The organism is Erysipelatoclostridium sp. DFI.2.3 (assembly GCF_019132535.1).
GTDB lineage: Bacteria > Bacillota_I > Bacilli_A > Erysipelotrichales > Erysipelotrichaceae > Clostridium_AQ > Clostridium_AQ innocuum.
In genome coordinates this window covers 1-25,780 of record NZ_JAHOOJ010000002.1, presented here as the reverse complement: position 1 = coordinate 25,780, position 25,780 = coordinate 1, and the positions used below count along the sequence as shown (strand labels likewise).

Annotated in this window: 28 protein-coding genes; 10 read left to right on the top strand and 18 right to left on the bottom strand. The window is 43.8% G+C overall.

Annotated elements, in window-relative coordinates:
• Nucleotides 1-30: 30 nt before the first annotated feature.
• Together KSZ58_RS02060 and KSZ58_RS02055 are read right to left on the bottom strand one after the other, a co-directional pair.
• Nucleotides 31-1,380 carry an MATE family efflux transporter gene (locus tag KSZ58_RS02060; RefSeq protein WP_009269988.1) on the bottom strand — a complete coding sequence of 450 codons (1,350 nt, stop codon included), beginning with the start codon at nucleotides 1,378-1,380 and terminating at the stop codon, nucleotides 31-33.
• Nucleotides 1,381-1,436: 56 nt separating this feature from the next.
• Nucleotides 1,437-1,901: an S-ribosylhomocysteine lyase gene (locus KSZ58_RS02055; RefSeq protein ID WP_009269989.1), complete on the bottom strand. Its 465-nt coding sequence runs from the start codon at nucleotides 1,899-1,901 to the stop codon at nucleotides 1,437-1,439.
• 322 nt (nucleotides 1,902-2,223) lie between these two features.
• On the opposite strand from KSZ58_RS02055, the gene KSZ58_RS02050 reads away from it, so the two are divergent.
• A complete protein-coding gene (locus KSZ58_RS02050; RefSeq protein ID WP_009269990.1) occupies nucleotides 2,224-3,090 on the top strand; it encodes an aminoglycoside 6-adenylyltransferase in 867 nt (288 codons plus the stop codon).
• Between the two features lie 164 nt (nucleotides 3,091-3,254).
• Here KSZ58_RS02050 and KSZ58_RS02045 read toward each other — a convergent pair whose 3' ends face one another.
• From KSZ58_RS02045 to KSZ58_RS02005, 9 genes are all read right to left on the bottom strand, one after another.
• Entirely contained in the window at nucleotides 3,255-5,330 is a 2,076-nt protein-coding gene (locus KSZ58_RS02045) for a BglG family transcription antiterminator (RefSeq protein ID WP_022300621.1), read from the bottom strand.
• 168 nt (nucleotides 5,331-5,498) lie between these two features.
• Nucleotides 5,499-6,149 (bottom strand): 2-dehydro-3-deoxyphosphogluconate aldolase/4-hydroxy-2-oxoglutarate aldolase, encoded by a 651-nt coding sequence (locus KSZ58_RS02040; RefSeq protein ID WP_022300622.1) that lies wholly within the window; start codon nucleotides 6,147-6,149, stop codon nucleotides 5,499-5,501.
• 19 nt (nucleotides 6,150-6,168) lie between these two features.
• A complete protein-coding gene (locus KSZ58_RS02035) occupies nucleotides 6,169-6,657 on the bottom strand; it encodes a hypothetical protein (protein WP_009269993.1) in 489 nt (162 codons plus the stop codon).
• 23 nt (nucleotides 6,658-6,680) lie between these two features.
• Nucleotides 6,681-7,571 (bottom strand): 4-hydroxy-tetrahydrodipicolinate synthase, encoded by an 891-nt coding sequence (gene dapA / locus KSZ58_RS02030; protein WP_217752594.1) that lies wholly within the window; start codon nucleotides 7,569-7,571, stop codon nucleotides 6,681-6,683.
• Entirely contained in the window at nucleotides 7,572-8,186 is a 615-nt protein-coding gene (locus tag KSZ58_RS02025) for an SIS domain-containing protein (protein WP_009269996.1), read from the bottom strand.
• Nucleotides 8,187-8,190: 4 nt separating this feature from the next.
• On the bottom strand, nucleotides 8,191-8,952 hold the full coding sequence (locus KSZ58_RS02020; RefSeq protein ID WP_009269997.1) for an HpcH/HpaI aldolase/citrate lyase family protein: 762 nt from the start codon (nucleotides 8,950-8,952) through the stop codon (nucleotides 8,191-8,193).
• A 59-nt stretch (nucleotides 8,953-9,011) separates the two neighbouring features.
• Nucleotides 9,012-10,301 (bottom strand): PTS ascorbate transporter subunit IIC, encoded by a 1,290-nt coding sequence (locus KSZ58_RS02015; protein WP_002606456.1) that lies wholly within the window; start codon nucleotides 10,299-10,301, stop codon nucleotides 9,012-9,014.
• A gap of 48 nt (nucleotides 10,302-10,349) precedes the next feature.
• A complete protein-coding gene (locus tag KSZ58_RS02010; RefSeq protein ID WP_002606457.1) occupies nucleotides 10,350-10,625 on the bottom strand; it encodes a PTS sugar transporter subunit IIB in 276 nt (91 codons plus the stop codon).
• Between the two features lie 18 nt (nucleotides 10,626-10,643).
• Nucleotides 10,644-11,087 (bottom strand): PTS sugar transporter subunit IIA, encoded by a 444-nt coding sequence (locus tag KSZ58_RS02005; RefSeq protein WP_224720944.1) that lies wholly within the window; start codon nucleotides 11,085-11,087, stop codon nucleotides 10,644-10,646.
• A 276-nt stretch (nucleotides 11,088-11,363) separates the two neighbouring features.
• Here KSZ58_RS02005 and KSZ58_RS23105 point away from each other — a divergent pair, with 276 nt between their 5' ends.
• Nucleotides 11,364-11,492, top strand: a complete 129-nt coding sequence (locus tag KSZ58_RS23105; protein WP_021420208.1) for a hypothetical protein — start codon at nucleotides 11,364-11,366, stop codon at nucleotides 11,490-11,492.
• Nucleotides 11,493-11,517: 25 nt separating this feature from the next.
• On the opposite strand, the gene KSZ58_RS02000 is transcribed toward KSZ58_RS23105, so the two are convergent.
• From KSZ58_RS02000 to KSZ58_RS01990, 3 genes are all read right to left on the bottom strand, one after another.
• On the bottom strand, nucleotides 11,518-11,814 hold the full coding sequence (locus tag KSZ58_RS02000; protein WP_002606459.1) for a hypothetical protein: 297 nt from the start codon (nucleotides 11,812-11,814) through the stop codon (nucleotides 11,518-11,520).
• Nucleotides 11,815-11,938: 124 nt separating this feature from the next.
• Nucleotides 11,939-12,493 (bottom strand): PadR family transcriptional regulator, encoded by a 555-nt coding sequence (locus KSZ58_RS01995; protein WP_002606460.1) that lies wholly within the window; start codon nucleotides 12,491-12,493, stop codon nucleotides 11,939-11,941.
• Nucleotides 12,494-12,560: 67 nt separating this feature from the next.
• The gene (locus KSZ58_RS01990) at nucleotides 12,561-13,874 is read right to left on the bottom strand and encodes an Mbeg1-like protein (RefSeq protein ID WP_227761271.1); all 1,314 of its coding nucleotides are present in this window, start codon (nucleotides 13,872-13,874) and stop codon (nucleotides 12,561-12,563) included.
• An 80-nt stretch (nucleotides 13,875-13,954) separates the two neighbouring features.
• Here KSZ58_RS01990 and KSZ58_RS01985 point away from each other — a divergent pair, with 80 nt between their 5' ends.
• Nucleotides 13,955-15,439: a glucosaminidase domain-containing protein gene (locus KSZ58_RS01985; protein ID WP_161129383.1), complete on the top strand. Its 1,485-nt coding sequence runs from the start codon at nucleotides 13,955-13,957 to the stop codon at nucleotides 15,437-15,439.
• Nucleotides 15,440-15,477: 38 nt separating this feature from the next.
• Nucleotides 15,478-16,143, top strand: coding sequence for an HAD family phosphatase (locus tag KSZ58_RS01980; protein ID WP_008816262.1), 666 nt, complete (start codon nucleotides 15,478-15,480; stop codon nucleotides 16,141-16,143).
• Between the two features lie 361 nt (nucleotides 16,144-16,504).
• Here KSZ58_RS01980 and KSZ58_RS01975 read toward each other — a convergent pair whose 3' ends face one another.
• The 4 genes from KSZ58_RS01975 to KSZ58_RS01960 form a co-directional block, all read right to left on the bottom strand.
• Nucleotides 16,505-17,257: a 6-phosphogluconolactonase gene (locus KSZ58_RS01975; protein ID WP_008816261.1), complete on the bottom strand. Its 753-nt coding sequence runs from the start codon at nucleotides 17,255-17,257 to the stop codon at nucleotides 16,505-16,507.
• A complete protein-coding gene (locus tag KSZ58_RS01970; RefSeq protein WP_008816260.1) occupies nucleotides 17,254-17,724 on the bottom strand; it encodes a hypothetical protein in 471 nt (156 codons plus the stop codon). The genes KSZ58_RS01975 and KSZ58_RS01970 overlap by 4 nt, the downstream gene beginning before the upstream one ends.
• On the bottom strand, nucleotides 17,724-18,470 hold the full coding sequence (locus KSZ58_RS01965; protein WP_008816259.1) for a 6-phosphogluconolactonase: 747 nt from the start codon (nucleotides 18,468-18,470) through the stop codon (nucleotides 17,724-17,726). Before KSZ58_RS01965 ends, KSZ58_RS01970 begins: the two co-directional genes overlap by 1 nt.
• A gap of 67 nt (nucleotides 18,471-18,537) precedes the next feature.
• Entirely contained in the window at nucleotides 18,538-19,302 is a 765-nt protein-coding gene (locus KSZ58_RS01960; RefSeq protein ID WP_008816258.1) for a 6-phosphogluconolactonase, read from the bottom strand.
• Between the two features lie 333 nt (nucleotides 19,303-19,635).
• On the opposite strand from KSZ58_RS01960, the gene KSZ58_RS01955 reads away from it, so the two are divergent.
• The 6 genes from KSZ58_RS01955 to KSZ58_RS01930 all read left to right on the top strand — a co-directional run.
• The gene (locus tag KSZ58_RS01955) at nucleotides 19,636-22,377 is read left to right on the top strand and encodes a sigma 54-interacting transcriptional regulator (RefSeq protein WP_009269998.1); all 2,742 of its coding nucleotides are present in this window, start codon (nucleotides 19,636-19,638) and stop codon (nucleotides 22,375-22,377) included.
• 68 nt (nucleotides 22,378-22,445) lie between these two features.
• Nucleotides 22,446-22,916 carry a PTS sugar transporter subunit IIB gene (locus KSZ58_RS01950; RefSeq protein WP_002606469.1) on the top strand — a complete coding sequence of 157 codons (471 nt, stop codon included), beginning with the start codon at nucleotides 22,446-22,448 and terminating at the stop codon, nucleotides 22,914-22,916.
• Nucleotides 22,917-22,999: 83 nt separating this feature from the next.
• Nucleotides 23,000-23,749, top strand: coding sequence for a PTS sugar transporter subunit IIC (locus tag KSZ58_RS01945; RefSeq protein ID WP_008816256.1), 750 nt, complete (start codon nucleotides 23,000-23,002; stop codon nucleotides 23,747-23,749).
• Nucleotides 23,742-24,563, top strand: a complete 822-nt coding sequence (locus KSZ58_RS01940; RefSeq protein WP_009269999.1) for a PTS system mannose/fructose/sorbose family transporter subunit IID — start codon at nucleotides 23,742-23,744, stop codon at nucleotides 24,561-24,563. The genes KSZ58_RS01945 and KSZ58_RS01940 overlap by 8 nt, the downstream gene beginning before the upstream one ends.
• A 1-nt stretch (nucleotide 24,564) precedes the next feature.
• Nucleotides 24,565-25,224, top strand: a complete 660-nt coding sequence (locus KSZ58_RS01935) for an SIS domain-containing protein (RefSeq protein WP_009270000.1) — start codon at nucleotides 24,565-24,567, stop codon at nucleotides 25,222-25,224.
• 171 nt (nucleotides 25,225-25,395) lie between these two features.
• The coding region (locus tag KSZ58_RS01930; protein ID WP_217752593.1) for a helix-turn-helix domain-containing protein at nucleotides 25,396-25,780 on the top strand (385 nt) is incomplete at its 3' end.

Here is a 25,780-nt window from a genome sequence, read left to right as displayed (position 1 = left end):
TTTTTTAACTTTCAAATTCTAACACAATGATTACCTCTCTGGCATACCTGCTCTCTTCATATCCTTTAAGAACCACCCCAGCAATACGATACCTTTCCCGATCGAACTAATCGTAATTGCCCACCAGACGCCATTCAGACCCAGCCATCTTCCCAGCAATATCGCCATCGGTATTCGTGCGCCGGTTAACGTGATACTTACAATGGATGGAGGCAGCGTTTTTCCAAGTCCGCTGAAGGCACCCGCTGTTGTGATTTCCATACACATAAACAACTGAGAGACACCAAGAATCCGAAGATAATCCACCCCCATTGGCAACACCTCTGCTTCCTGGATAAAGACCTGAAAGATGAGCTGTGGAAAAACGATCAGAACAAAAGAACAGAACACACCCCAGGACAGCATAACAATCATGGAGAGTCGATATCCCTCCCGGATTCTATCTGTATTCTTCGCACCATGGTTCTGAGCCACAAAGCTGTTCAAAGCCGCCGCATAGCCTTCCGCAGTCATCCAGGAAATGGATTCGATTTGTGAACCCACCTTTTGTACTGCCACGGCAGCGTCTCCCCAGCCTGCAATCAATCTTGCAATGACCATAGAAATACCGGAAAATAACATACTCTGCACAGCGGAGGGTAATCCAATACGGAAAATTTCTCTTGTATGCTGTGAAGAATAAGAATGCAGTATATGGACATCACAGAACAAGACCGTATCCCGTAGTATGGTATACAGAAACAACAGCATAACCACCAGCTGTGCAAGTACTGTCGCAATTGCAGCCCCCGCAACACCCATCGGATGAATTACACCGAAACCGAAAATAAACAGAGGATCCAGCACGATATTCAAAACAAGCCCAATACCGGTTGCGATAAAGGAGGTTCTGCTGTTTCCCATCGCTGTCAGAATCCCGGTGAATATCTGATTCATAAAAGAAAATATGACCAGACCGCAGGTTATCATCAGATACAGCTTTGCATCCTGTATGACCTGTGCGCTGTTCAGCTGAAAAAAGCCGATCATCTCGTCCGCAAACACAACAGACAGAATACCGAAGCCGATGGCGAATACAATTCCCATCTGAATCGAGCTCTGTGCATAGGATGTCGCATCCTCCTTCTTCTGCGCCCCCAGCGCATGCCCAACCTTGATCTGACCTCCCATCTTTGCCAAGGTTGCCAAACCATTGGACAGCCACATAAACATACCGGCTGCGCCAACGGACGCGACAGCACTTGCCCCGATTTTTCCAATCCATATCATGTCGATCAGATTATAGGCCATCTGAATCAGACTGGTTGCCATGATTGGCAATGCCAGCGCGCTTAATGCGGGAAGAATTTTTCCCTCCAGCAAATTGATACGTGTTTTCATACGTCACCCTCTTTCAAAAGAAAGGCTTCAGACCAATCCAGTCTGAAACCACTGATTTATTGTGGATAAACGAGCTGTTCCTCGTTCCAGTCCTTCATCACCTGACCATAAGCCTTTGCATAGGATTTCGCCTTGGCAAGATCATGATCCAGATAATTGCCGCATTCCTTAGACTCCTGTGCACCTGGGATATCTCCCTCAAATCCCGCAATAAACGCCATCGTATCCTTAACCAGCTGCACCGCCTGTGCCTTACTGATAGAATCTCTCGTTAGAAAATAGAAGCCTGTTCTGCAGCCCATCGGCCCGGCATAAATCACCGCATTACTGTATACCGAATTTCTTACATAGGTAGCGAACAGATGCTCAAAGGTATGAAGACCATCGTTATCCAGATACGTGCCGTAGTTTGGCTTCACCATTCTAAGGTCATAGGTAATAATATCACCATCGATTCTTGATATATACATTCCTTTTTCCAGTATGTCATGATCAATACAAAAGCTTGTAATTTTTTCCATGTTATATTCACCTCTATGTTCCATTATAAAGGGATAAAACAAGACTGTCCAGCTGAATCCTTTTTAGAAACTGCAACAGCCAGTTATTTCTTTCTCTGTTAAGCGTTTTGCGTAGTCATGCGCTGTCAGATTTTATAATATATTCTTCTCTTTTTATATCTGGTTTAAAGGCATTCGGTAACTTCCTTCCTGAAAAAGCATATATATTTTCTGTTTTCACGTTATAATACATATAGAATAGGAAAGCGGTGCACCACATGGATGAGCAAAATACAGCTATAATGCTATCCCACCGTGCTGCCAGAGGACAAGGTGAACATTCATGAGAACAGAAGACGAAATAATGAAGCTGCTGATCAACACAGCTGCGCAGGATGATAGGATACGGGCGGCTTACCTGGAAGGCTCCCGTGTGAACCCGGATGTGCCCAGGGATATGTTTCAGGATTATGATGTCGTATATATCGTAAAAGAAACAGCTTCCTTTCAAAAAGATAACAGCTGGATTGATCGTTTCGGTGAACGGCTTTATATGCAGTATCCGGAAGACAGTGTCTATGATCCAGGGGATAAAGAAAACTGTTACGGGTGGCTTATGCAGTTGAGGGACGGAAACCGGATTGATCTTCATGTCTGCACACAGGATTATGCAAAGACGCACCTGGAAGCCTATCAAATACTGCTTGACAAGGATGGAATCCTCCCGCAGCCAAGTAAAAAAGCACTTCAGCTATATTGGATTCAAAAGCCTTCACAACAGCAGTTTTCCTGTACCTGTAATGAATATTGGTGGTGTTTGAATAATGTCGCGAAGGGATTAAAACGAAATGAACTCCCCTATGCACTGGATGTTATCGATTTTACACTGCGGCCTATGCTAAAACGTCTATTGGAATGGAAAATCGGCATTTCCTGTAACTTTCAAATCAGTGCCGGAAAATGCGGAAAGTATATGAAACAGCTGCTGCCGAATGCTGTATATCAGACCTTTCTAGCAACCTACGCAAAAGCTGATAGCGAGGCGCTGTGGCAGGCGGTGTTTACGATGTCTGAGCTGTTTCATGAAACAGCTATAGAGATAGGATGTCAGCTTGATTTGACCTACAATACCTTGGAGGCATTAAACAGTATGAAGTATCTGAGGGATGTCTATTTTCTACCCAGGGACGCGAAAGAACTATATAAATAAAAGCAGGGCCTATTCTTTTGAGTGCTGTCACGCTGTAAACAAGAAAACAGGATATAGGGAATGTATGATATAAAGCGAAATCAAATTCCAGACATAGCATTTTAGCGATTTCCCCATAACAAATACACAGGACGATGATGTATAGAATCACCGCCCTCTTTTTACTATTGATTTTCTTTCAAATACACCATAACCTCATCGCTGTTCTCCGCCTGATCCAGCATATCGAAAAATTCCTGCTTATTAAACATCTCCAGAAGCTCTGCCATAGCACACAGATGCGTCTGATTATCCGTAGCGCTCAGACTGAAAATATATTTTACCGGATCATTGTCACGGTTACCAAACTCAATAGCGCTGTTTAATACGCCAACTCCCAGTGCAACAGACAACGCTCCTGCTTCCGGCTTCACATGCGGCAGCGCCACATGCTTTGTAATCACGATATATGGCCCTACGATTCGTACACTGCTAATGGTTTCCTCCACATAATTCTGTGTGATATAGCCATGCTGTACCATTGGCTCATAGGCCTTTCGCACAGCCTCCTCCCAATTATCAGCATCCAAATGCAGACGGATCAGCTCCGGCTTCACCATATCCGCAAGATGCAGGACACGTTCCTCCTGTGTAGTCGTGTCAATATGAGAGAAATACGTAATCAGCTCATTGTACAATGCATGCTCATTCTGGATATTCGCATATTTTGCTACGATCCCCATCACGACATCAACATTGGGCTGCTTTAAAAAATGACTTCCCATCTGCATGTAGACCTCGCGCATTACCTGATAGCGCTCTGCAATGGACATGACCGGACTTACCCGAATGACAGGCGCATGGATACCCGCACCTAAAGAAACATAGCTTGTGGAAAATATGATATCCACATGCTCTTTGACGTCATGGATATGCGAGGTTTCCAGCGGTGGCAAAAAGTGCAGCTCGGGAAACATACCGGTAAGCTCGTTATAAAGAATGGCAGAGCTGCCGATTCCATTGGAACACACCACCAGTGCAGTCTTCTGCTTCGCTATTTCAAACGCTTTCTGATCGGAGTAAATGGAAGCAAAATGCATGGTCAGATATGCAATCTCTCCTGCCGGAATATCTCCACCGAAAATCACATGAAACGGCTTCATGGTTTCCTCCACAAGCTGATACAGCTCCCGGTATTCCTCCCTCACCTTGTCACACAGCGGATTGAATATCGGCAGACGGCAGAGCAGACGGTAATAGGCCGGTCGAAAATGAGAATACAGCTGAATGAAGATTTCCTCGGTATTGCGGTAATGGGCTCCGCTCAGATATTCAAAACGGGTCATGATTTTTCCGATGATATCGGAGATCAGTATACAATCCTTGGTCTCCTCATTGATATCGCCAAAGGAAATTCCCAGTATCCACGAGGAGATATAATTGATATCCGTATTTGTAATATTGTCAGTGTTCTTGTAATTCTTTAACAGCTCCACCGTAAACTCATATTCCTTCATCGAGGATATTGCTTCCATATCCAGCAACGCATGGATTTCCTCCTCTGCGTTTTTTCCACTCTGCATACGTGCCTTCAGAAAAATAAAAATATAAATAAACTCCACCAGACGGTCTTCTACAAACCGAATGTTATGCCGCTGTGCAAGCTCCGTGATCACCAGCCGTGAATAATCAAAAATATCCAGATTGAAATCGTCGATAAAGACATCGAAGATTTTAGCACTCTGTTCCTCGGCAAGTGTATAAATGACATACTTCATCATCATTCTGCGGATTTCCATTTCGGAGCCAATCAGATAATAGCCCTTGGTCCGGTTGTTTCTCACCCGGATGCCGCGCTCCTCCAGCATTTGTGTCAGTTCCTTGAAATCCAGCAGCACCGTGCTTCTGCTCACACCGAGAGAATCAATGAAATCACTCAATGACAGATACTCACTGTTCATAAACAGCATCAGATACATATAGATCTGACGTTCCTTTTTGTTCATGTAATACTGGCTGCTTTGATTCATCTCCTGAAGCAGCTCCTCAAGCTTCTGCCGTGCTTTGGAATCCAATCGAATTTCCTTCGCTGTTCCAATGGTAATGATGGGCGCATGATGCTGCCGCAGCAGATCGTTCACCTTTTCAATACGATAGGTTGCCTGACGACGGGTAATGCCGGCACTTACTTCGATATCCTTCAGAGTGAGATAAGGCTTATTGGACAGCACCTGCATGAGTGCCATGAGTTCATTATCCATACACATACCTCCCCATATGATGCTTACAACTAGATTTTATCTGAAAACGGTATCACTGACAAAGTGTTTTCGGTACAAGTTTTGTTTTGTATACGCACAAATTTTGAACTCAAAAAAAGGCGCAGCTCATCATACGCCTTTCATTGTATCATAATGGCTTTTAAAACGTTATCCCGCCGTAGTTTGCATTTCCTGTCTTGCTTCATCAATCAGCGTTCTGATTGAGCGTGCATTGGCTGCGATTTCTTCCCGGCTGCCTTTTGTGAGAAGTGAGCCGAAGCCGCAGCAGTCCACACCACGCAGCACATAATCCTTCAGATTTTTCAGATCAATTCCCCCGCTCGCAAGAATCGGCATATAGGGAATCGGCGTCTTGAATACGGATACCAGTCTGGGACCATAGAAATCGGAAATCGGAAACGCCTTGATAAAGGCTGCCCCTGCTTCCAGGGCCTGAAGTGCTTCCGTTAATGTCGTACAGCCCGGCGCATAGGGAATCTGATACCGGTTGCACATAACGGCTACCTCCTGAGAAAAATTCGGTGCTATGATAAACTGCGCATTGTGAAGTATGGCATGTCTGGCTGTTTCACTGTCAAGCACGGTTCCTGCTCCGATGATCAGACGATCCTGAAATTTCTCACGCAAAGCCTGAATCACCTCACCTGCATTGGGCAGTGTATAACTAATTTCAAGACAGCTGACGCCCCCTTCCAGACATCCGTTTGCGATTTCTATTCCCCGCTCTATCGTTTCGACACGAACGATTGCCATAGCGCCTGTTTCCGCTATGCGTTTTGTTAGCTCTGCTTTCTGCATATACGTACCTCCTGTTGTTTTAGCTTTCTGCCTTTTGTACAACCTCGAAGGATATGTGATGGGTATGAAGGCAGTCCATGGCATACTTCTGTACATCATTCAGCTTCTTTCTCTGAAAGAGATAGACCGCCCCTGCGTATTGCCAGCCGGAGGGGTGCGTCACATGATCTCCTGAGAAAAAGAGCTTGACAGAGCTGCTGCTGCGAAGAATTTTTACCGCACGGATATCCCTATATTTCAAGTGCCGCTGCTCTTTGGGAAGTGCCGGAAGAATCACCTCGTCGCGTTTAAATTCACATACCGGGGTGTTTTTGACAAGCCGAAAGCCATAACGGCACATGGCTTTTACAGAAAACCAGAGACCTGTGATGCTTAAGAACGCAAGCAGGAAATGTCCGGAACCGTAAACATAGATTGTCAGCAGCATAAGAAATATGGTTAAGCACAGATGCAGCAGCGTATACAGTAGTAGCTTTCCTCTGTCTTCCCGTACGATGTATTCCTTCATATCCATCATCCTTTCCCGTGTTGTTATATGAGATGGTAATGCTGCAGCATCTCTTTGATTTTTTCATCATCCTGCGCACTGCATTCCAGCACCGGCTTCCTTGCCGGTCCGATTTCTGCAATTCCCGCAAGCTCTGCCGCACGCTTCATGACGACCGGTACCGTTCCCAGCTTCAATACGCCGCGCAGTACATTGATGTCCTTCTGCAGTGCCTCTGCTTTTTCTGTTTCTCCCTTACGCAGTGCCCTGTCCAGCTCCACCAGCACCTCCGTTATCACATTGGAGGTTCCTGCCACAGCACCGCTTGCCCCCAAAGCATAGCCATAGCTGATTTTGGAATCCGAACCGATCAGCAGATCAAAATCATCCCGCTTCGCAAGCTCTGCGTATGCCTTCAGATTTTCTTCCTTACCACTGCTGTCCTTGATACCGCGAATGTTTTCTACCTCTGCCAGACGTCCCACGACCTCTGCGCTTAAGTTACAGCCTGTTGCCTTTGGGATGTTGTAGAGAATGATGGGAATACTTACACTTTCCGCAACCGCTGTGAAATGCTGTACCAGCTCTTCCTCTGTCGGTGTCAGAAAATACGGTGTGATGACACTCAGTGCATCCGCACCCAGCTCCTCCATTTTCTTTGACAGACGGATGGTTTCCTTTGTGCTGCATGCCCCTGTTCCTACATAGACCGGCACACGGTGGTCAACCATCTCAATCACCTTTTCGGCAAATTCTATTTTTTCCGCTTCATCGATTACATGAAACTCTCCGTTGCTTCCAAGGATGAAGATTCCCTTAACGCCCTTAGCGATCAAATGATCGATCAGCTGCTTTGTCGCTTCATAGTTGATACTCTGTTCCTCATCACGATGAAACGGTGTTACGATTGGTGTTATGATTCCTTCCAGCTTCATTTATCTGTCCCCGCTTTCTTTGATACTTGCGCCCAGACTGCCGCCCGGATGCCATTTCACATACTGCTGCGGTGTCAGATTCTTTGCGTTCTGTAATAAGATGCTCAGACTCTGCAGCATGACCATCTCTGCCAATATAGAGGCTCTTGGCGGCTTGTTCATAGCATCCCCCTCCTGATTGACACCGGCAATCAGTGTGACGTCCCCCTGCTTTGCCAGCCAGGAATCAGCTTTTCCGGTTAATGAGATCAGCCTGGCACCATTGCTTTTCAGTGTCTCCACGGTTGCCTTCAGCTCGGTAGTCTCTCCGCTGTTGGAAATTGCAATTACGACATCTCCACTCAGCACCTGTCCCGCACTGCCATGTACCGCTTCCGTACCATGCAGCTCATAGGTTGGTGTTCCTGTGGAGGATAACAGTGATGCCGCATATCCAGCCACATGTCCCGGCTTGCCAATTCCTGTCACATGCACACGGTTATGATTTTGTTCCGCCTGCAGAATCAGTTCTCTGGCCGCAATCAGCGCCTCTGCGTCAATGCTGTCTATAAAATTTTTTAATTCGCTGGATTCGATATCCAGAAACTCCCGTATCTGTTCTTTTTCTACTGCCATATCATTACGTCCTTTCCAGTTGCTCATATTCTCTCACTGCCTGTATTAAGCCTTCCCGCATCAGTGCTGTATCAATAGCGGAAACAAGCAGACTGCTTTCCTTTTTAAAATATTCCTGCATCGCTCTGCCACCGATAATTCCAAAGCCCAAAGCTCGTTTCAAGCAGGCATCTGCGACCTTTTGAATCATGCTGAGCTCTTCCTCATGCATGAGATCATCCGGCCTGCCCAGCGATATTGCCAAATCACAGGGACCGATCAGAACACCGTCGATTCCCTTCACATTCAGGATAGCTTCGATGTTTTCCACACCCTGCTTTGTTTCGATCTGTACGATACTCATCGTTTTCTCATTCAGCTGTTTCATATGCAGGGCATGATTTCCCCCAGGGGCATAGTGCGTATTGGCTCCCCCGGAATAGCTTCGTTTTCCCAACGGCGGATATTTGCTCCACTGTACAAGCTGCTCTGCCTGTTCAGCTGTTTCAATCATAGGCACCATCACACCGGCTGCACCGTAATCCAGAATTCTGGATACATCTGATCTTGCCAGCTGTGCAACTCTGACGATGGATGAAAGCTTTCGCATATTGCCAAGCACCATAAGATCATGCAGCTGTTCATAGGACAGGACACCATGCTCACAATCATACAAGATAAAATCCATTCCGCAATCCTGTGCCATGATGACCAGAGAAGGATGCGCCAGTGTTTTTACAAGGACACCCTTTGCTTTCTGCTGCTTAATCAGCTGTTTCAGTTCCATAGGACCTACCTCTTTTCAAAAAGAAGGACAAGGACTTTCATCCCTGCCCTATTCGTGAATCAGGCGAAGATTCCCAGAATCCAGTTCAGGAATGCTCCGATAATATTGTAATCGACGTTCGGGAAGGATGCTCCGGAAATTCCCAGTCCTGCGAATGCAGGATACAGAATCAGCGGTAGACCGGTCAATGCCATACCAACGATGAAGGAACCAACCAATGCGCCCTTCCATCCGCCATAGGCATTTCCGAAGATACCGCAGGTACCACCGGAGAAGAAGCAGATACCGGCTGCCGGAATCATAATGACACTGCTGTTGCATGCAATCATGATTGCCATTGCCGCAAGACCGCCTACGAATGCTCCCACAAAGCCGATCAATACAGCTGTCGGTGCGAATGGGAAGATTGCCGGACAGTCAACTGCCGGTTTGGAGTTTGGAATATATTTCTCAGAAATTGCAACGAATGCTGCGGTGATTTCTGCAATAAACTGACGCACACCATAAATCAGGACGCTCATACCGGCCGCAAACTGCAGACCCTGCAGGAACGGATAGATAAACCAGATATCATTTCCTGCTTTTTCAAGCACGATATCCATATGACCGTTTACCACACAGGCGATGACAGCCACGTAGAACAATACAACCATGAACAGTGCTACCGAGAAGATAAAGTCACGGAATAATTCAAAGAATTTTGGCATATTAACAGTGCTGGCATCCTTCTTCTCTTCTGTGCTTTTTCCCATTTTACCGAATAATTTCCCTACATATCCGGAGAATGCGTAACCGATACAGTTAAAGTGACCCATTGCCAGGTTATCGGCGCCCGTGATTTTATTCATAAACGGCTGACAGAAGGATGGCAGTGCTGCTCCGCAGAATCCAAGCAGGATACCACCGGCGATTACCGTAAGCGGCATCGGCAGACCATTTGCAATAAAAATCAGTGCGATAACACATGCAAAGTACAGAAAGTGCTGTCCGGTAAGGAAGATTGCCTTAAATCTTGTAAATTTGGCAACGATCAGATTGACAACGAAGCCCAGCAGCATAACCAAAGCCACTTCCGTACCATAGGTATTCAATGCAAGACCTGTTGCGACCTCTACCTGCGTGGTAACTCCTTCGATTCCAAATGCTACATTGAACAAATCTGTAAATGTCTGTACAACACCTGACATTGCTGAAGATCCAATGTTGAAGACCATAAATCCGATAACTGTTTTCATCGTACCGCTGATCACATCCGTTGCGTGCTTTTTCTGCAGCAGCAGACCAATCATCGCAATCAGCCCCATAATCAATGCGGTATTTCGTGATTGCGCTAAAATCGCATCTAACATATGTTTTTCTCTCCTTTAGTTATTTTTTATACATTCCCTTGTTCATCCCTATTTTGTGGCAAGAAACTCTTCCATTTTGGATTTCATTTCCACCTTGTCCATGATATTGCGAATCCCCAGTGCATAAGGAACCTTGTCCTTTAATTCATCTGCCAGATCATCCATCGTGATAACAAGATCCCCGCTAAATCCATTCAGTGAATCCAGATTTCCATGCTCTGTCTGGATCGGATAGCCGTTTTCGCTGATGACCTGATCCGCCTTGATTTTCAACAGCATACTGGATCCCATGCCTGCACGGCAACATACTAAAGCTTTGTACATATCAGTTTCCTCCTTTTTCTATTTACTGATGTATTCCATGATTTCCTTTGCGCTCTCTGCATGTTCCAGGAGCCTGTAAAATTGAGCATCCTCAAACATTCCCGCCAGCTCAGCCAGTGCATTCAGATGTTCCATGTTATCCTTTGCACTTAAACAGAACAGATATTTCACAGGATCGTTTGCTTCATTTCCGAAGACAACCGGTGTCTTTAAGGTTGCGATACCAATGGCACTTTCCAGTGCTCCGGACTCCGGTCTGGCGTGTGGAAGTGCAACATGCTTGGTAAGAACAATATAAGGACCGTTTTCTTTAACCCCTGTAATCATGTCATCCACATAGGACGGCTTGACCTTGTGTTCGTCTATCAGCGGCTGCGCAGATTTGCGAATTGCTTCTTCCCAGTCAGCAGCTTCAATGTTCAGCCGGATCAGCTTTTCATCTGTCAGATCTTTCAGCATCATGTCACCTCCTTCACGCTTCCTCGTTTGCTTTACACCTAGATAATAAAAGAGATTCAAAAACATTTCAATCCAATTTAAGTTCAACTTTTGTTTTGGATAATGACAGGATATGAACTCTTGAAAGCCCTTTATTTATAGGCTTTTCAAAGCATTTAACCATATATTTGTAAAGTCTTATTTTTGTTTTGCGAACACACAGACTCTGTACTGAAGTTATAAAAAGCCGGTAAATAACGTGCTGCAGTGTTATCTCTATCCATACAAAAAATGTGATGTATGCAGTTGAAGCTGGCTGCTGTTGTCAGTGCTGCGACCACTGTCATCAAACTGAAGGAAGGCATTTCCCGGGAAACAGAATTCTTCGACAAAAATATACAGACATACAAAAAGGATGCAGCATATTGATATGTTACATCCTTTTTCTATTTGATTACTGATTTACTTCTGCATATTTTCTCCGCTCAGGACTCAGATTATCCACATAATAGCGGATTGTCAGACTCGCTGCGCATTTGCTTTTGTTTTTTGGCTCTACGATAAAGCCGTCACCCTCCAGCATAGCATCAAGCATAGCCTTACAGCATACATTTTGATTTCTTATGCCCGGCTCGCACTCTTCCAGCAGATCCTTCGCATTCACTTCGATGTACAGCCACTGCTTGTCATGTGCTTCCTGCTTCTTTGCCTGTAAACAGTTAAGATAATCCTGCATTGTCAGTTTTTCCATAGATATTTCTCCCTTCTGTTCTAGGATATGATAATTATTCGCCCTCATTATATCATGTTTCTATAGATAATCACAGGTTTCCGTGAAATTTTAAGCTACCTTTACAGCCTGTATGAATATGGTTTCATCCTATTTTTTCTTTCAGCTTATCAATACACCAGTTGGCCCATTTGATTTCATTTTGATAGTACATAAATCCATAGGTCATTGTCATTCCCCAGTAAAAGGATTCATTATCCTTGTGAATCTGTGCTTCGAATTCCGGAATCTTATTCAGATCTTCATTCATTTTATCAATGATATCAGAACACTCCCGTATGTATTTCTCCAGTAGGCGCATCGTCTTATCAATATCGATATTGCTGGAAAAGAATATTTTAATCAGCAGCGGATTCTTGTACTTCATGATATCCTCAAGATCCGCATCCGCCAGCCAGCGGTTAAGCTCCAGTCTTCCCTCATCAGTAATATGAAACACCTTTTTATTCGGCTTATCACTCTGATATACAATCTCACTGTCCACCCAGTTATGCTTTGTACAGGTGTTCAGCTCCTTATAGATCTGCGACGTCTGCGCATGCCAGAAAAAGGCAATGCTTGACTTAAAATAACGGTCAATATCATAACCCGTCATTTCCGCATAGTTCAACAGACCCAGAATTGCATGTTTCAGCGGCATAGGTACCCTTCTTTCTACATTTGCAGTATTCTACTATTAGAATACTATAGGAACGGCAACTTTGCAACTATATTCTTTCTTGAGAATCACCTTCGCGATTTCGTATTGATCGGATTGCATGCATGATTTTCTCATTGTTTTCCGTAATCATTGCTTGAAATTCCTTTGTTTTCTCTTTTACCATAAGTTCATAATTATCAATGAGACCCTGTGTTATTTCCTTCATATCAATCTCATTCAGCTTTGCGACTGGAGAAGAAATTCTAACCGTATCCGCCATTTTCTGAAGCGTCTTGTTTGGCTGCAGCTCCTTGACCTTATCCATAATCAGCTTAGTCTTACGGCGGTCGATCAAATCCTGCAGGGTGATGGTCGCCATTTCCTCCTCCGGAATATCCTCAAACAGCGATACATACCGGGATACATCCACAAGCATCAGCTTATACAGCTCTTCCATGGAACAGCCGCTGTCAAAATACTCGTCCATTTTAGCGACAACCCTCTGCACCCGTTCCTCCTTCAGATTCATGAAGAAATCATTGATGAAATGATAGAAGAACTTCGGCATAACCGTTTTCTTCTCCGCCATAACATAAGCATTGTCCCGAAAATCCATCGCATACAAATTGTGGTTGTGATACAGCTCCTCCATGTTTGTACATGGATAACAGGAACGCACATAAACCGGTTCTTTTAAATTTTCAAAAAACGCTGAAACGCAGTCATTCTCATTCTCAAAAATCAGCAGCTTTTCCAGAAATTCCGGATCCTTGGCACGCTGTTCATACAGGGAAAGAATCGGCTTTGTGATCCCCGGTGCATTAAAGCTTACCACCTTTACCAGGTAATCCTGCAGCTCTTTTTTCATTGTCAAGGCAACATACAGCGACAGATTGCCGCCCTTGGAATGTCCGCACATATAAAAGGGTTTTTGTATATCTGTTTTCTGTATCTGGTGCAGTGTAAGAATCTGTTGCCAGGTGGGGTCCTTCAAAAACATACGGAAGTTGTCCTTCCAGTCCTGCCATCCGGTTTTGTGATGTACATCATCCAGCTTTTCACTTCCGCGGAAAGCAAATATCAAAGCATCCTCCATCTCAAATGTATAATACACAACACCGCTGTCTGCGTTATCGTTATACCATTCCTTTACTGTCATATGCGCATATTCGTCCGGGTTGATCTGACGGACAAGCTTCATGTTGTTTTGGAAATCTGGATACTGACCGTAATCCTGCATCAGCTGCTCATCCTCCTGTATATGCCGAATCATATCCGAAACCGGTATGTTCACCGCATAGGTATCAAAATAGGAAAGAAGAGAAAGCTCATAAAATGTTTTTTCACATAGCATCGTCATCACCCTCACTTTTTTCATCATTATAAAACTTTTCTTAAGAATTACAAGAGTTCTTTCCTTTTTTTAAGAATTACGATACACTGTAGAAAATGGAGGAAGGCATGAAAAAAAACGTTCGTAAACGCAAGAAAAAGAAAATTAACCGCTATATTCCCATACTTGCCAGCGGACTTCTGATTGCCCTGACGGTTCTGGTTATCTCATGGGTTTTCTCTGCCAGAAGGACCTATACGGTTGTAATCCTGAAAGAAGGTGCCGAGCAGGAGTATGCACAATACCATTCTCTGGCGCAGGCAAAGGAAGAAATGCTGACGCAGACAAAACGAGCGGAAAAACAAAATGCAGGTATCCGCTATGATCATAAGCTGATTGCGATCGGTTATGGTGTCGTACAATTTCAAAGAAAGGACTGTACGCTCAACACCTCCTACCGTATGGCAGAAACAGAGGAAACAGGCTATACAAACGGCTGCTATGGAAATGATGCCGCCTTTGTCGATATCAGTGACGACGGAAACGAAGTACGGTTTCGTCAGGCAGGAGTGGATGGCTGGGCAGTTGTCGATGAAGTCACCTTACATAATTATTATGACGAAAATGATGTGGCGTCCATCAATCACTATACTGCAACATCTCATCTGTTAACGCATAAAATAACAACGAATATAGCAGAATCCAGCTACGCCAATGAGCTGTCCATGGGAGAAACAGGGCTGAAGGATCACGCCTATTACAGCTATGACGGTCATTATTTTTATTCCACCTTTGAAGATATGATTGATGATTATCGTAAGGGAAGTCATGAAAGAGCCGCAAATAAAGAAGCCTTTTACAATTACTATCAGTTTCTGCCGCATCGCAGCATCAGCCGCTATGCAGCGGACGATATCAATTGGTATGTGGAAAACTATCTCGGCTTTGCGTCCTCCTCGCAGTCTCTTCTGTATGACAGCGGCGCCTGGTTTATAGAGGCGCAGAAGCGTTATGGCACAAATGCCATCATGATGTTCGCACTGGCAATGAACGAAAGTGATTTTGGACGAAGTGCAATTGCACGGGAAAAGAAAAATCTGTTCGGTCATGCAGCGTATGATGATTCCCCCTCACAAAGCGCCTCCGGCTATAAAAGCGTAAGGGAAAGCATCCTTGCGCATGCGGAAAAGTACCTGCAAAACAGTTATCTCAATCCGTTGAGCGATCTGTATCATGGAGGGTTCTTCGGCGATAAGGCAGGCGGCATGAATGTACGCTATGCCTCGGACCCCTACTGGGGAGAAAAGGCTGCGGATTTTTATCGGACCTTCGATATGGTGATGCAGGGAAGGGACCGTGACATTTCCTACCTTGTCAGTGAACAGCCAGTCACCGTATATTCCTCAAAGAAAAAAGACACTGTACTGTATAGGGCAGGAGCTGTTCCTTGCTCTCATCTTGTATTGAAGCAGGAGGATGGATGGTTTCAGGTGCGCAGCGATGGTCCTGTCCATAACGGAACGCTACAGAAAAACAGCAGCGCCTATGGATTGAAAAACGCCTATGGATTTATACAGGAGGACTTGACGAACCAAATCCGTATACTACAATAAAGAGAGAAAAGGCGGAAGCCTTTCTGAAAGGAGAAGCTATGAATAAAAAAGGACTGTTATTTGATTTTAACGGAACGATGTTTTTTGATTCTGAAAAGCATAAGGAAGCATGGGATGTATTTTCTCAGAAATATCGCGGATGTCCGATTTCAGATTATGAGCTGGATCATACCCATGGGAAGACAAACAAGAAAATCATCGAGCTGCTGCTCGGCGACATGCGTGATGAGGAGAGTGAAAAGCTGTCCAAAGCAAAGGAAGCGCTGTATCGCGAGTGCTGTATCAATGATCCGAAGATGTTTCATTTAGTGGACGGTCTGGAGGATGTACTGGATAATCTGAAAGAGCTGCAGATACCAATGACCATCTGTTCAGCATCCATTAAGGATAATATTGATTTCTTTATTTCTTCCTTTCACCTTGACCGCTGGTTTGATATTGATAAGATCATTTATGACGACGGCACCCATGTCGATAAGATATCTATGTTTCATGAAGGTGCTCAGGCAATCGGAGTAAAGCTGGAGGACTGTATGATTATTGAAGATTCTCTATCCGGTCTTGATTTTGCATATCGCTGTCAGCCGGGCAGACTGATTGCGATTACCACGCCGGAGCGAAAAGCTGCATATGAGAAAATTGCAGGTGTTCATGCAGTCATCCATGATTTTCGCAATTTTGATACCTCTTTCTTTTTAAAGTAAATATTTCCAATATAAATAGGTAAATTTTGACAAATGTTAAAAAAAAGTTGATTTTACATATAAAATAGGTTATATTAACTATGTTAGTGTTATCAGCTGGCTTACTCTTTCTTCCCCCACCCATATAGGTAAGTCAGTATATCTTCCCCCAGATCGATAACACTAACACTTTTTTTATGTCATGATATACCCGACATTGCATATCGTACTTTTCAAAGCAATCGTCGTTACTTTATAATTTCACACCGTCATACAGAAAAAGGCTCAAGCTGTTTCCTTTCGTTAGGATACTCTTGAGCTTTTTTCCAGTTTGAAACAGGCAAAGAGGCGTATGCCATATTATCGCCTGTGCATACAATGTTTACAGAGGTAGCAGTGCCGCCGCTGCCTCATCAAGAATAACAGTGACATGCGGATGCAGCTGAAAGATAGATACCGGAAATTCCATTGTGACAGGATCCATGAATGCTTTCTTTGCTGTTTCGGCTTTTTCCTTTCCGCTTAGCAGAAATATAATATTTTTTGCGGACATAATTGTTTTTGGCCCCATCGTAATATAATACTCCGGTATCCGGGATGTATCCTCACTGTGGAAGTCATGATGCAGCAGCTTACGGGAATACTCTCTCAGATATGGTGTTTCATCTGTTCGCACAAGCCGTGTTCCTGCGTTCCAGCTGTCAAAGGTACCCGGTTGATTTCCACAGAAGTGGCCATTCTTCCCGATTCCCATAATCACAAGATCTAAGCCTCCCTGCTTCTGTATATCCTTATCAAAGGTTTTATAATTTTCCATATTCAAATCGTGAATATGATCCGGCGCAACCTCTGCGGCGTGGAAATATTTTTCATCCAGACTGATTTGACAAACGGATATTTCTTTCTCATGACGTTCATCCTGAATCCAGAATTCATCAAAGATATAGTAATGCACCGGATCAAACCACGGCCGGCCATGCACCTGTTTGGCAAGCAGTCGATATCCCTGTATACAGGTGCTTCCGGTTGTGATAGCGATATTGGTACGTTCTTTTTCAGTATGCATGTGCTTCAGCATCAGCTGAGCCATAACCTGACTCAGTTCCTCATAATCTCTGGTAACAATAAATTTCATAGCATTCTCCTTTTCCGTAATATTCGCAGCTGCCGTATGAACTGAAATGCGGATGTACCTGTCACAGTAAGCGCCAGTGTAACTACAACAGGATTCTGATATGTCTGATTCCATAAGATAAGCAGTGGGAAGGCAATGAGAAATCCGCTGATAATAAGCAGCTTATGATGTTGTCTGCGCGATATATCCATCTGCTTCGGCAGTCGTTTCACACAGGAAAGCCGTGGCAGAAAAACACGATGTTCATATAGCTTCAGCAGTACTGCCAGCATACAGCCTGCTGAGACAGCCAGCCAAAGCGGTAGCGAAAGTCCCAGCGCAGCACCGCAAAGCGCAGTACCGGCAAACAAAGCCCCGTGCAATACCTGAAATATACCGCACTGCTCTGCGGGAATGTGATAAAGCTTATGATGCTTGGTATCCTCGATATATTGACAGTCCTGTTCAAAGCGGTGTACACGCAGCATTACAGCAGCTCTTTGATTTTGCCTGCGGCAGCTTCATCCAGAACGACTGTCACATCCGGATGCAGCTGAAAAATGGATACCGGAAAATCTTCACTGATAGGTCCGAAAAACGCTCGTTTCACTGCCTCTGCCTTTTGTTCTCCACTCATCAGGAAGACAATACTTTTCGCAGCCATGACTGTTTTCGGCCCCATGGAAATATAATGATTCGGAATACGTGCTGTATCGTCGCTATGTAAATCCTCCTTCAACAGCTGCAGCAGCAGTTCTTCTACAAGCGGTGTCGCATGTCTGTCAATACGATGGGTACCCGTATTCCAGTTATCAAAGGTTCCCGGCTGATTTCCACAAAAATGGCCATTGCTTCCAACTCCCATAATTATCAAATCCAAACCGCCAACCTGCTGTATATCCTCATCAAAGGTGTCCGCGTTACTCTCATCCAGATTGTGAATATGACTCTCCTCTACATCCGCAAGATCAAAGTATTTGTAGTCCAGGCTGGCACGGCAGATACCTTTTGGATCATCCTTATACCAGAATTCATCAAAAATGTAGTAATGCACATTGTTGAAATATGCCTTCCCCTTCGTCTGTTCAGCCAGGATTTGATATCCGCGAACTGGCGTTTTGCCCGTTGTGATAGAAATATTGACACGCTCCTTGTCGCTATGCATATGCTTCAGCATTAGCTGTGCCATAACATTGCTTACTTCTTCATGATCCTTTGTAATTATAAATCTCATACATTCACCGGCAGTTTATTGAAACTGCCTTTTCCTTTCCGCTGATACTGGGGAATCAGCATCCCGTTTACAAAAGCTCCCTTATTTCAGATGCCGCTGCTTCGTCCAAAAGCACGCTTACATGTGGATGAAGCTGGAAAACAGATACCGGAAAATCCATAGTGACCGGACCGAAGAATGCCCTGCGTACCGTCTCAGCCTTTCCTTTCCCTGAGAAAATCATGACAATATTTTTTGCATCCATAATCGTCTTCGGCCCCATCGTGAGGTAATGATCAGGGATTCTCGACACATCATCACTGTGAATGTCATCCTTCAACAGAAATTCCAGCAGCTGATTCACCTGCGGCGTACAGTAGCGGTCAATGCTGTGGCAGCCCTGATTCCAGTTTGTAAAGGTACCCGGATGGTTCCCGCAGAAATGACCATCCGTACCGATTCCCATAAGAACCATATCCATGCCGCCAATCTGTTGTATCGCCGCATCAAAGCTGTCCACGGTTTCATCCCGCAGAGTATGAATTCTCTCTTCCGGGATACTGGCTGCCTGAAAGAATTTTAAATCCATGCTCATTTTATTTACGGGAATATCCATATCCTGAGTTCCCGGCTCCTTTGCATACCAGAACTCATCCACCACATAGTAATGGACATGTTCAAAATACGGCTTGTCTTTCACCAGGGGAGCCAGTATTTGATATGCCTGTACGGGCGTCGTGCCGGTTGTCACGCAAATATTGACGCGAGGCCGGTCTGTGTGCATATGCTTCAGCATGGTGGATGAAATCACCTGACTCAGCTCATCATAATCCTTTGTTATAACAAATCGCATGCTTATTTCCTCCTTTCCTTCATATCTTTATCTTCATTATAAATACTCTGATGACAGGGCAGGGAAGTGTCGACACTTTGAACACTTATTCCCATCATTCTGGCAGTTGCCGGCTTTCTTTTTTCATGTTCTCTTGATTGAAATTCATATATTAGCAGCATAGCTCAATACTAACAGCAGAACCTGATACCTTTTACTTCATGAGGGCAGGTCTAAAGACGCATTCGCTGACGATATTTCCTGCCTATGTATCGAAAGTGTCGACACATTACATATGGCGTCCGTTTCCCTTTAATATAAAAGTGGAAAGATTGGGTGCAGAAAGGAGCCGCAATGAGTAGAGAAACAAAAAATGAAGTTTATGAATTTATTGTAAAATGCACATTTGAATTTTGCAGCAATCAGCTGCTGAAATGTGATTCCAGCTACTTAAGCAAGCGCCTGAACATTTCTCGTTCGCTTGCCTCACAGTATCTGAATGAATTTTACAGAGACGGTATCTTTCTGAAGGTTCAAACACGACCGGTTTATTTTCTGGATCGGCATACACTTGAAAGTGTATATCAGATCAAGCTGGAAAATAATGAATTTTACGATGAAAAGGAGCTGACTGATCAGTTTGGTAGGTCTTTGCGAACAAAACGAAGCTTTCTGAAGGCTGTTGGACATGATACCTCTCTCAGTGAATGTATTCTGCAGTGCCAGTCTGCTATTAAATACCCGCCAAACGGTTTGCCAATCCTCCTTTACGGGGAACGCGGCGTGGGCAAGACCTTCTTCACACGCCTGATTTACCAGTATGCTATCGAAGAATCGCTAATAGACAAAGATGCCAGACTGGTCTTCTTTAATGAAAGTCAGTATGAGGAAAGCAATGGCAGGGAAAAGGATGTACAAATCATCTTCGGGACTTATCTGGACAACGGCTCGCAGAAATATCTAGGTGGTTTGATTGCCAGAGCAAAAAATGGAATTCTGGTCATAGAGAATGTTGAGCGGCTTTCACCACAGTGCTACTTTCTATTGATTCAGTACATGCAAAGTGGTGAATATACCATTTCCTCAGGAAAACAGGGAAAGGTATTTAAGTCCAGAACCCGTATTATCTTTACCAGCTGTATAGACTCAAAGCAGAATATACATAACGCTTTCTTTCACAGCATACCGATTATCTGTCATATCCCAAGCCTTCAAAACAGGCCGATAGAAGATAAGGAAATGCTGATCATTGAATTTTTCAAAGAGGAAGGCTTGCGGTTGAAGAAAAATATTCTCATTTCCAGCAAGGCGTTTATCGCCCTGGTGAATCATACCTATGAAAACAATATTGAGGAATTATCAACCTGCATACAGTCGAGCTGTGCAAATGCCTATCTGTCACACGATGTATCGGATGATCTGCACATATATCTGTATCATCTTCCGGTATCTATTATCAATTCTTTGACTCTTGATAAAAGCAATAGTGAAGAGGAATACATGATTGATATCTGCAAATATCTGCCGCAGACAAAAAATGGAAGAATCATTGATTTCTTCGATTTTATTGTGACTGCCTATCGGGAATATGAAAAGGGAAGCATCGATCTGAAGCTGTTTCTTGAACGCTGCATTGATAACATGAATGTCTATTATGACTATATCGTATTTGAGCATAAATATTACAATGCACGCGTTCGTGCCTATGAAAAAGCGGTTTTGGATGTATTTGAACATATGCTGGACCGTTATGATATCTACATACCATCCAATTGTGCTTTCGTTGTTGCACGCGTTATTTACAGCTATATGCAGATGTTTTCTTCCATCCGCAGCTATGAGGTGCAGCATGCCGAAGAAATCAGTAAGGTCATTCATCTGTTAAAGGAGCATTATCCCACAGGCTATCGAAGCGCCATGGAAATCATGACCAAGATACGACAGACAATTGATGTGGAAATCAATGATATGAATCTGATATTTCTGATTTTGAATATTCAGTTTTATAACCGTTCCATTGATAAATACCGTTACAACTGCATTATTATCTCACATGGCTATTCCACTGCCTCTTCCATAGCAGACGCTGCGAACAAGCTGATTGGAAGCCACATTATGGAAGGAATTGATATGCCGGTTAGTACGTCCATGGACGACATTGTCATGAAGCTGAGAAAATATATCAACGACAACAGTATACGAAAGGATTTGATTCTGCTTGTGGATATGGGATCTCTGGAGAATATAGGTACACAGCTGATTGAAGAATGCGGCATCAATATCGGAATCATCAACAATGTTTCCACCCGAATGGCCTTGCATGTGGCCGGAGAGATCCGCAGAAATGTAGAAATGAAGGAAATATTGAGCAAGGTAAGCAGAGAAACCGTATGTGAATATAAAATATTCAGCAATATCAATCGCAAAAAAGCAATCATATTTACCTCGGAAACAGGAATGGAAGCAATCGAGCGTGTTGTTCAGCTTTTTAAAAACAGCATGCCCCGACAGATTGATATCAGTATTTTCGCCTATGACTGTCTCAGCCTACAGAAAAACAAGGAACAGGATGATATATTCAAGCTGTATGATGTTTTGTTCATTGTCACAACAACACGGTTAGACATACGCAATGTTTCCAGCGTACCGATGGAGGATGTCATTGCATTCAAGGATGTGGACAGTATAACCTCAACACTGAACAGCTACTTCACAAAGAATGAGCAAGAGCAGTTTAACCGGAATCTCATCAAGAATTTCACATTGGAAAATGTCATGAATTACCTGACCGTACTCAATGCAGATAAACTGATCACCTTTATTGAAGAAGCACTGGATCACCTTCAGGAGCTGCTGGGTATGCTGATCGCCAATGAAACTATGGTTGGTATGTACATTCATATTTCCTGTATTATAGAACGGCTTGTCATGAAAAATAAAATCGCCCGGAAGGAACGTGGTTACTCTTTGGATGTAGAACAGAAACGGTTTCAGAAAATGTTCAACGACAGCTTTGCCAGAATTATGGATTACTACAAGGTGGACATCCCTGTGAGTGAAATTCTATATATGTATGATTATATATTCAAAAAGTAGTGCCTGAACCATGCGGAGGCCTGAGCTCACCACCGTGTGTACAATAAGGAAAGAAAGGAGAGATTTGTATGATCAGTTTGTTTCGAATTGATTTTCGCTTACTACATTACCAGACTTCACAGGTGTGGCCGAAAAAACTGGATATCAATATGATCGTTGTTGCCAATGATGCAGTGATACAGGACCCTCTGCGTATGAGTCTGATGAAAATGTCGGCTCCGGCAAACTGCGGTCTGAAGATTCTATCTGTAGAAAAAGCAGGGTTGTTTCTCATGGATCCTAAAAACGAACGTCGAAGAATTGAGTTGCTTGTGGAAACACCGAAGGACGCCTTGCGTATCATCCGCAGTGTACCCGGAATACAGCATCTGAATGTAGCACTTATGAAAGGCGGACCGGGTAAGAAGATGGTATGCCCTTCTCTGGCTTTTGCCCCTGAGGATTATGATGACCTTCGCAGTATCGTAGACCTCGGCGTGAAAGCGGAATCCTATGTTACACCGGATGAACGTCCGGTATCCATTACGAAGTATTTATAAGAAAGAGAAAAAGGAAATAACAAATCTTTATCTATGTTGTTTCGTTAAAATTTACTCGCAGAAAGCGGGAGAATGGAGAACTTATGCAAACAGCTATCTTACTGGGCCTTGTTTATGCATTTGCATGGTCCATGGACAATATCGCCGGAAGCTCCTTTATGGACAGACCAATCGTATGCGGTGCCTTAACGGGTCTGGTCATGGGAAATTTCGAGCAGGGGCTTGTTATCGGGGGAACACTGGAACTGGTATGGATGGGGTTTATCAGCTATGCCGGTATCATCAATGGAGAAACGCGTATCGGGGCGATTTTAGGAACTTATTTTGCACTGGCAACCGGAAACAGCTTTGATGTCGCGATTTCCATTGCAATGCCAATCGCGATTCTGGGCGGGAACGTATCCAATGCTTATAACATTGTTGTCAGCTATCTGATGCATCGCTGGGCTGACAAATGGGCTGAAGAAGGAAATTATAAAAAAATCGGACAGTTTCACCTCGGTGTCGGTTTTGTAAAGCTGTTCTTCATGACAGCCATTGTCTTTCTTACCGTTCTTCTGGGAACCGGGGCGATTACGTCACTGATCAATGTCATTCCTGAAAATGTATTGAACGGTCTTGGCAAGGCCGGTGAAATGCTGACTGCTGTCGGATTCGGTATGCTTTTAAACATTCTCTGGGACAAACGTTTTATCGGTCTGTATTTCGTCGGCTTCGCAGTTGCCGCTTTCCTGAATCTGAATGTTATCGCTATCACTATCATCGCAACAGGTCTTGGCTTTGTAGCCATGTATGCATCAGGTAATGAGAAGGGAGAAGACGCATATGAGTGAGAAAGCATTTGAAATTACAAAGTCAGATTTACACAAGGTCTTTTGGCGCAGCATGCCGATTGAAATTTCCTACAACAGTGAGCGTCTGCACAATATGTTTTATGTCTATTCCCTTACTCCGATATTTAAAAAGATTTATAAGGATGACCCGCAGGGAATGCGGGATGCACTGGTACGGCATATGCAGTTCTATAATACCTGTCCGCAATTTGAGGCAATTGTTGTCGGCATCGTTGCAGCCCTGGAGGTGAAAAACGTCGAATCCGGTAATACCATGGGACCTACGATTGAAGCAGTTAAAACCTCTTTGATGGGACCTACAGGCGTAATCGGTGATGCCTTCTTTCAGACCGGCGGCTTTCGCATCATATCCGCCAGCATTGGGGCTTCTATGTGTATCGCAGGCAATCCATTTGGTCTGCTTCTCTATTTCCTGATTTATAATGTGCCAAATTATCTGGTTCATTGGTGGGGTATTCATCAGGGCTTTAAAATGGGATCGGTCTTCATTGAAAAGGTCGTTAACTCCGGCGTTTTGCAAAAAATTACAGATTTATGTCTAATTGTCGGACTCAGTGTGGTTGGAGCGTTGACGAGTGCTTATGTGTCGTTGTCTACACCATTACAGATCAGCTATGGAAAGGAGCCTATCATTATTCAGGAGCTGTTTGATCAAATTTGTCCGAATCTTCTGCCGTTGCTTCTAACTTTGCTGTGTGCATGGCTGATGCGTAAAAAGAATGTTAAGCCTACCGTTTTAATGATCTGGGTTATTATTATTGGTGTCATTCTGGGCTCCTCCGGTATCATCTGATATGGAAGGTGCCAAGACAACAGCAAAGGAACAGGAACGCACTGCATTACTGCGGACGATTACTGATGAACCTTTGCTCATCCGTAGACTCCTACAGCATAAAAAAGAACTCACTGAGGACTTTGTTCAGCATTTTCTGACACATACAGTAAAAAAGGTTTATTTCAGCGGACAGGCATCCGGCACCTTTATAGGGAATATGCTTGCCCCCTGTATGGAGAAATTGCTGCAGGTGGAAACAGAGGTGTGCAATCCTGCCTCCTTTCCTGAATATTTTCAATTTAACATCAATCAGCAGTATAGCCCGGATGAAATGCTTATGCTTTGCCCTGCACATTCAGGAACAACAATCGGACCAATCAGGATGGCACAGGAATGTAAACGGTTGAATATCCCTGTAGTATGTATAACTATTGATTCGAATTCTCCCCTTGCAAACCTTTCGGATATCGTCATCAATAAGCTATGCGGTTCTGAGGAAAGCTTTATCGAAACACGTACACATATGGCATCACTGCTGATAACATTTCTCTGCATCATAGAAACGGCAAATCAAAAAGAGCTCATCAGTAGGCAGCAATACACATATTATCAGCAATACTTTACCAGATTGGAAGATAATGTGAAACAAATTATAAAGGATACAGCAGACTGGCGCTGAAGTGAAAAGTTAAATTCCACTTTCAAAGTAGCTAAGTAGAAAAGACTCTTACACAACAATCTAGTTGAATTTACACTTACAATTGCATTTAGTCTTTCATATATCCTTTTTTATATCTATGATGAAGGTAACCGCTGGTTATTATCATACACATTACAAAGGGTGATGAATATGGCAACGAACAAAAACAAACATCTGACTCAGGACGATCGCAATGTCATCGCGATCGGCATCGTTAATGGTTCTTCTAAAAAAGCTATTGCTGATAATCTAGGCAAAGATAAATCTACGATAGGTAAGGAAATCCGTGCTCACCGTTATCTCTCTCATAAATCTACACTTTCTCTAGAATGCGAGAACTATGCTCACTGTAAGTTTAAGAGAAAGAATTGTACTGTCAACTGCCCTGATTATTCTAAGTTCCGCTGTAAACGCAGAGATCGTACTCCGGGAGCTTGTAATGGCTGTGAGAAACTGAAAAGCTGCCGCTTTGATAAATACCTCTATAAACCTACGATCGCCTATGAGGAATACCGTAGCGAACTCGTTGAGTCTC

Excerpts from the sequence above, each read along its gene's own strand:
- KSZ58_RS02060 (WP_009269988.1), bottom strand. The coding sequence starts at position 1,380 with ATGAAAACACGTATCAATTTGCTGGAGGGAAAAATTCTTCCCGCATTA.
- KSZ58_RS02055 (WP_009269989.1), bottom strand. The coding sequence starts at position 1,901 with ATGGAAAAAATTACAAGCTTTTGTATTGATCATGACATACTGGAAAAA.
- KSZ58_RS02050 (WP_009269990.1), top strand. The coding sequence starts at position 2,224 with ATGAGAACAGAAGACGAAATAATGAAGCTGCTGATCAACACAGCTGCG.
- KSZ58_RS02045 (WP_022300621.1), bottom strand. The coding sequence starts at position 5,330 with ATGGATAATGAACTCATGGCACTCATGCAGGTGCTGTCCAATAAGCCT.
- KSZ58_RS02040 (WP_022300622.1), bottom strand. The coding sequence starts at position 6,149 with ATGCAGAAAGCAGAGCTAACAAAACGCATAGCGGAAACAGGCGCTATG.
- KSZ58_RS02035 (WP_009269993.1), bottom strand. The coding sequence starts at position 6,657 with ATGAAGGAATACATCGTACGGGAAGACAGAGGAAAGCTACTACTGTAT.
- dapA (WP_217752594.1), bottom strand. The coding sequence starts at position 7,571 with ATGAAGCTGGAAGGAATCATAACACCAATCGTAACACCGTTTCATCGT.
- KSZ58_RS02025 (WP_009269996.1), bottom strand. The coding sequence starts at position 8,186 with ATGGCAGTAGAAAAAGAACAGATACGGGAGTTTCTGGATATCGAATCC.
- KSZ58_RS02020 (WP_009269997.1), bottom strand. The coding sequence starts at position 8,952 with ATGGAACTGAAACAGCTGATTAAGCAGCAGAAAGCAAAGGGTGTCCTT.
- KSZ58_RS02015 (WP_002606456.1), bottom strand. The coding sequence starts at position 10,301 with ATGTTAGATGCGATTTTAGCGCAATCACGAAATACCGCATTGATTATG.
- KSZ58_RS02010 (WP_002606457.1), bottom strand. The coding sequence starts at position 10,625 with ATGTACAAAGCTTTAGTATGTTGCCGTGCAGGCATGGGATCCAGTATG.
- KSZ58_RS02005 (WP_224720944.1), bottom strand. The coding sequence starts at position 11,087 with ATGATGCTGAAAGATCTGACAGATGAAAAGCTGATCCGGCTGAACATT.
- KSZ58_RS23105 (WP_021420208.1), top strand. The coding sequence starts at position 11,364 with ATGCAGTTGAAGCTGGCTGCTGTTGTCAGTGCTGCGACCACTGTCATC.
- KSZ58_RS02000 (WP_002606459.1), bottom strand. The coding sequence starts at position 11,814 with ATGGAAAAACTGACAATGCAGGATTATCTTAACTGTTTACAGGCAAAG.
- KSZ58_RS01995 (WP_002606460.1), bottom strand. The coding sequence starts at position 12,493 with ATGCCGCTGAAACATGCAATTCTGGGTCTGTTGAACTATGCGGAAATG.
- KSZ58_RS01990 (WP_227761271.1), bottom strand. The coding sequence starts at position 13,874 with ATGATGAAAAAAGTGAGGGTGATGACGATGCTATGTGAAAAAACATTT.
- KSZ58_RS01985 (WP_161129383.1), top strand. The coding sequence starts at position 13,955 with ATGAAAAAAAACGTTCGTAAACGCAAGAAAAAGAAAATTAACCGCTAT.
- KSZ58_RS01980 (WP_008816262.1), top strand. The coding sequence starts at position 15,478 with ATGAATAAAAAAGGACTGTTATTTGATTTTAACGGAACGATGTTTTTT.
- KSZ58_RS01975 (WP_008816261.1), bottom strand. The coding sequence starts at position 17,257 with ATGAAATTTATTGTTACCAGAGATTATGAGGAACTGAGTCAGGTTATG.
- KSZ58_RS01970 (WP_008816260.1), bottom strand. The coding sequence starts at position 17,724 with ATGCTGCGTGTACACCGCTTTGAACAGGACTGTCAATATATCGAGGAT.
- KSZ58_RS01965 (WP_008816259.1), bottom strand. The coding sequence starts at position 18,470 with ATGAGATTTATAATTACAAAGGATCATGAAGAAGTAAGCAATGTTATG.
- KSZ58_RS01960 (WP_008816258.1), bottom strand. The coding sequence starts at position 19,302 with ATGCGATTTGTTATAACAAAGGATTATGATGAGCTGAGTCAGGTGATT.
- KSZ58_RS01955 (WP_009269998.1), top strand. The coding sequence starts at position 19,636 with ATGAGTAGAGAAACAAAAAATGAAGTTTATGAATTTATTGTAAAATGC.
- KSZ58_RS01950 (WP_002606469.1), top strand. The coding sequence starts at position 22,446 with ATGATCAGTTTGTTTCGAATTGATTTTCGCTTACTACATTACCAGACT.
- KSZ58_RS01945 (WP_008816256.1), top strand. The coding sequence starts at position 23,000 with ATGCAAACAGCTATCTTACTGGGCCTTGTTTATGCATTTGCATGGTCC.
- KSZ58_RS01940 (WP_009269999.1), top strand. The coding sequence starts at position 23,742 with ATGAGTGAGAAAGCATTTGAAATTACAAAGTCAGATTTACACAAGGTC.
- KSZ58_RS01935 (WP_009270000.1), top strand. The coding sequence starts at position 24,565 with ATGGAAGGTGCCAAGACAACAGCAAAGGAACAGGAACGCACTGCATTA.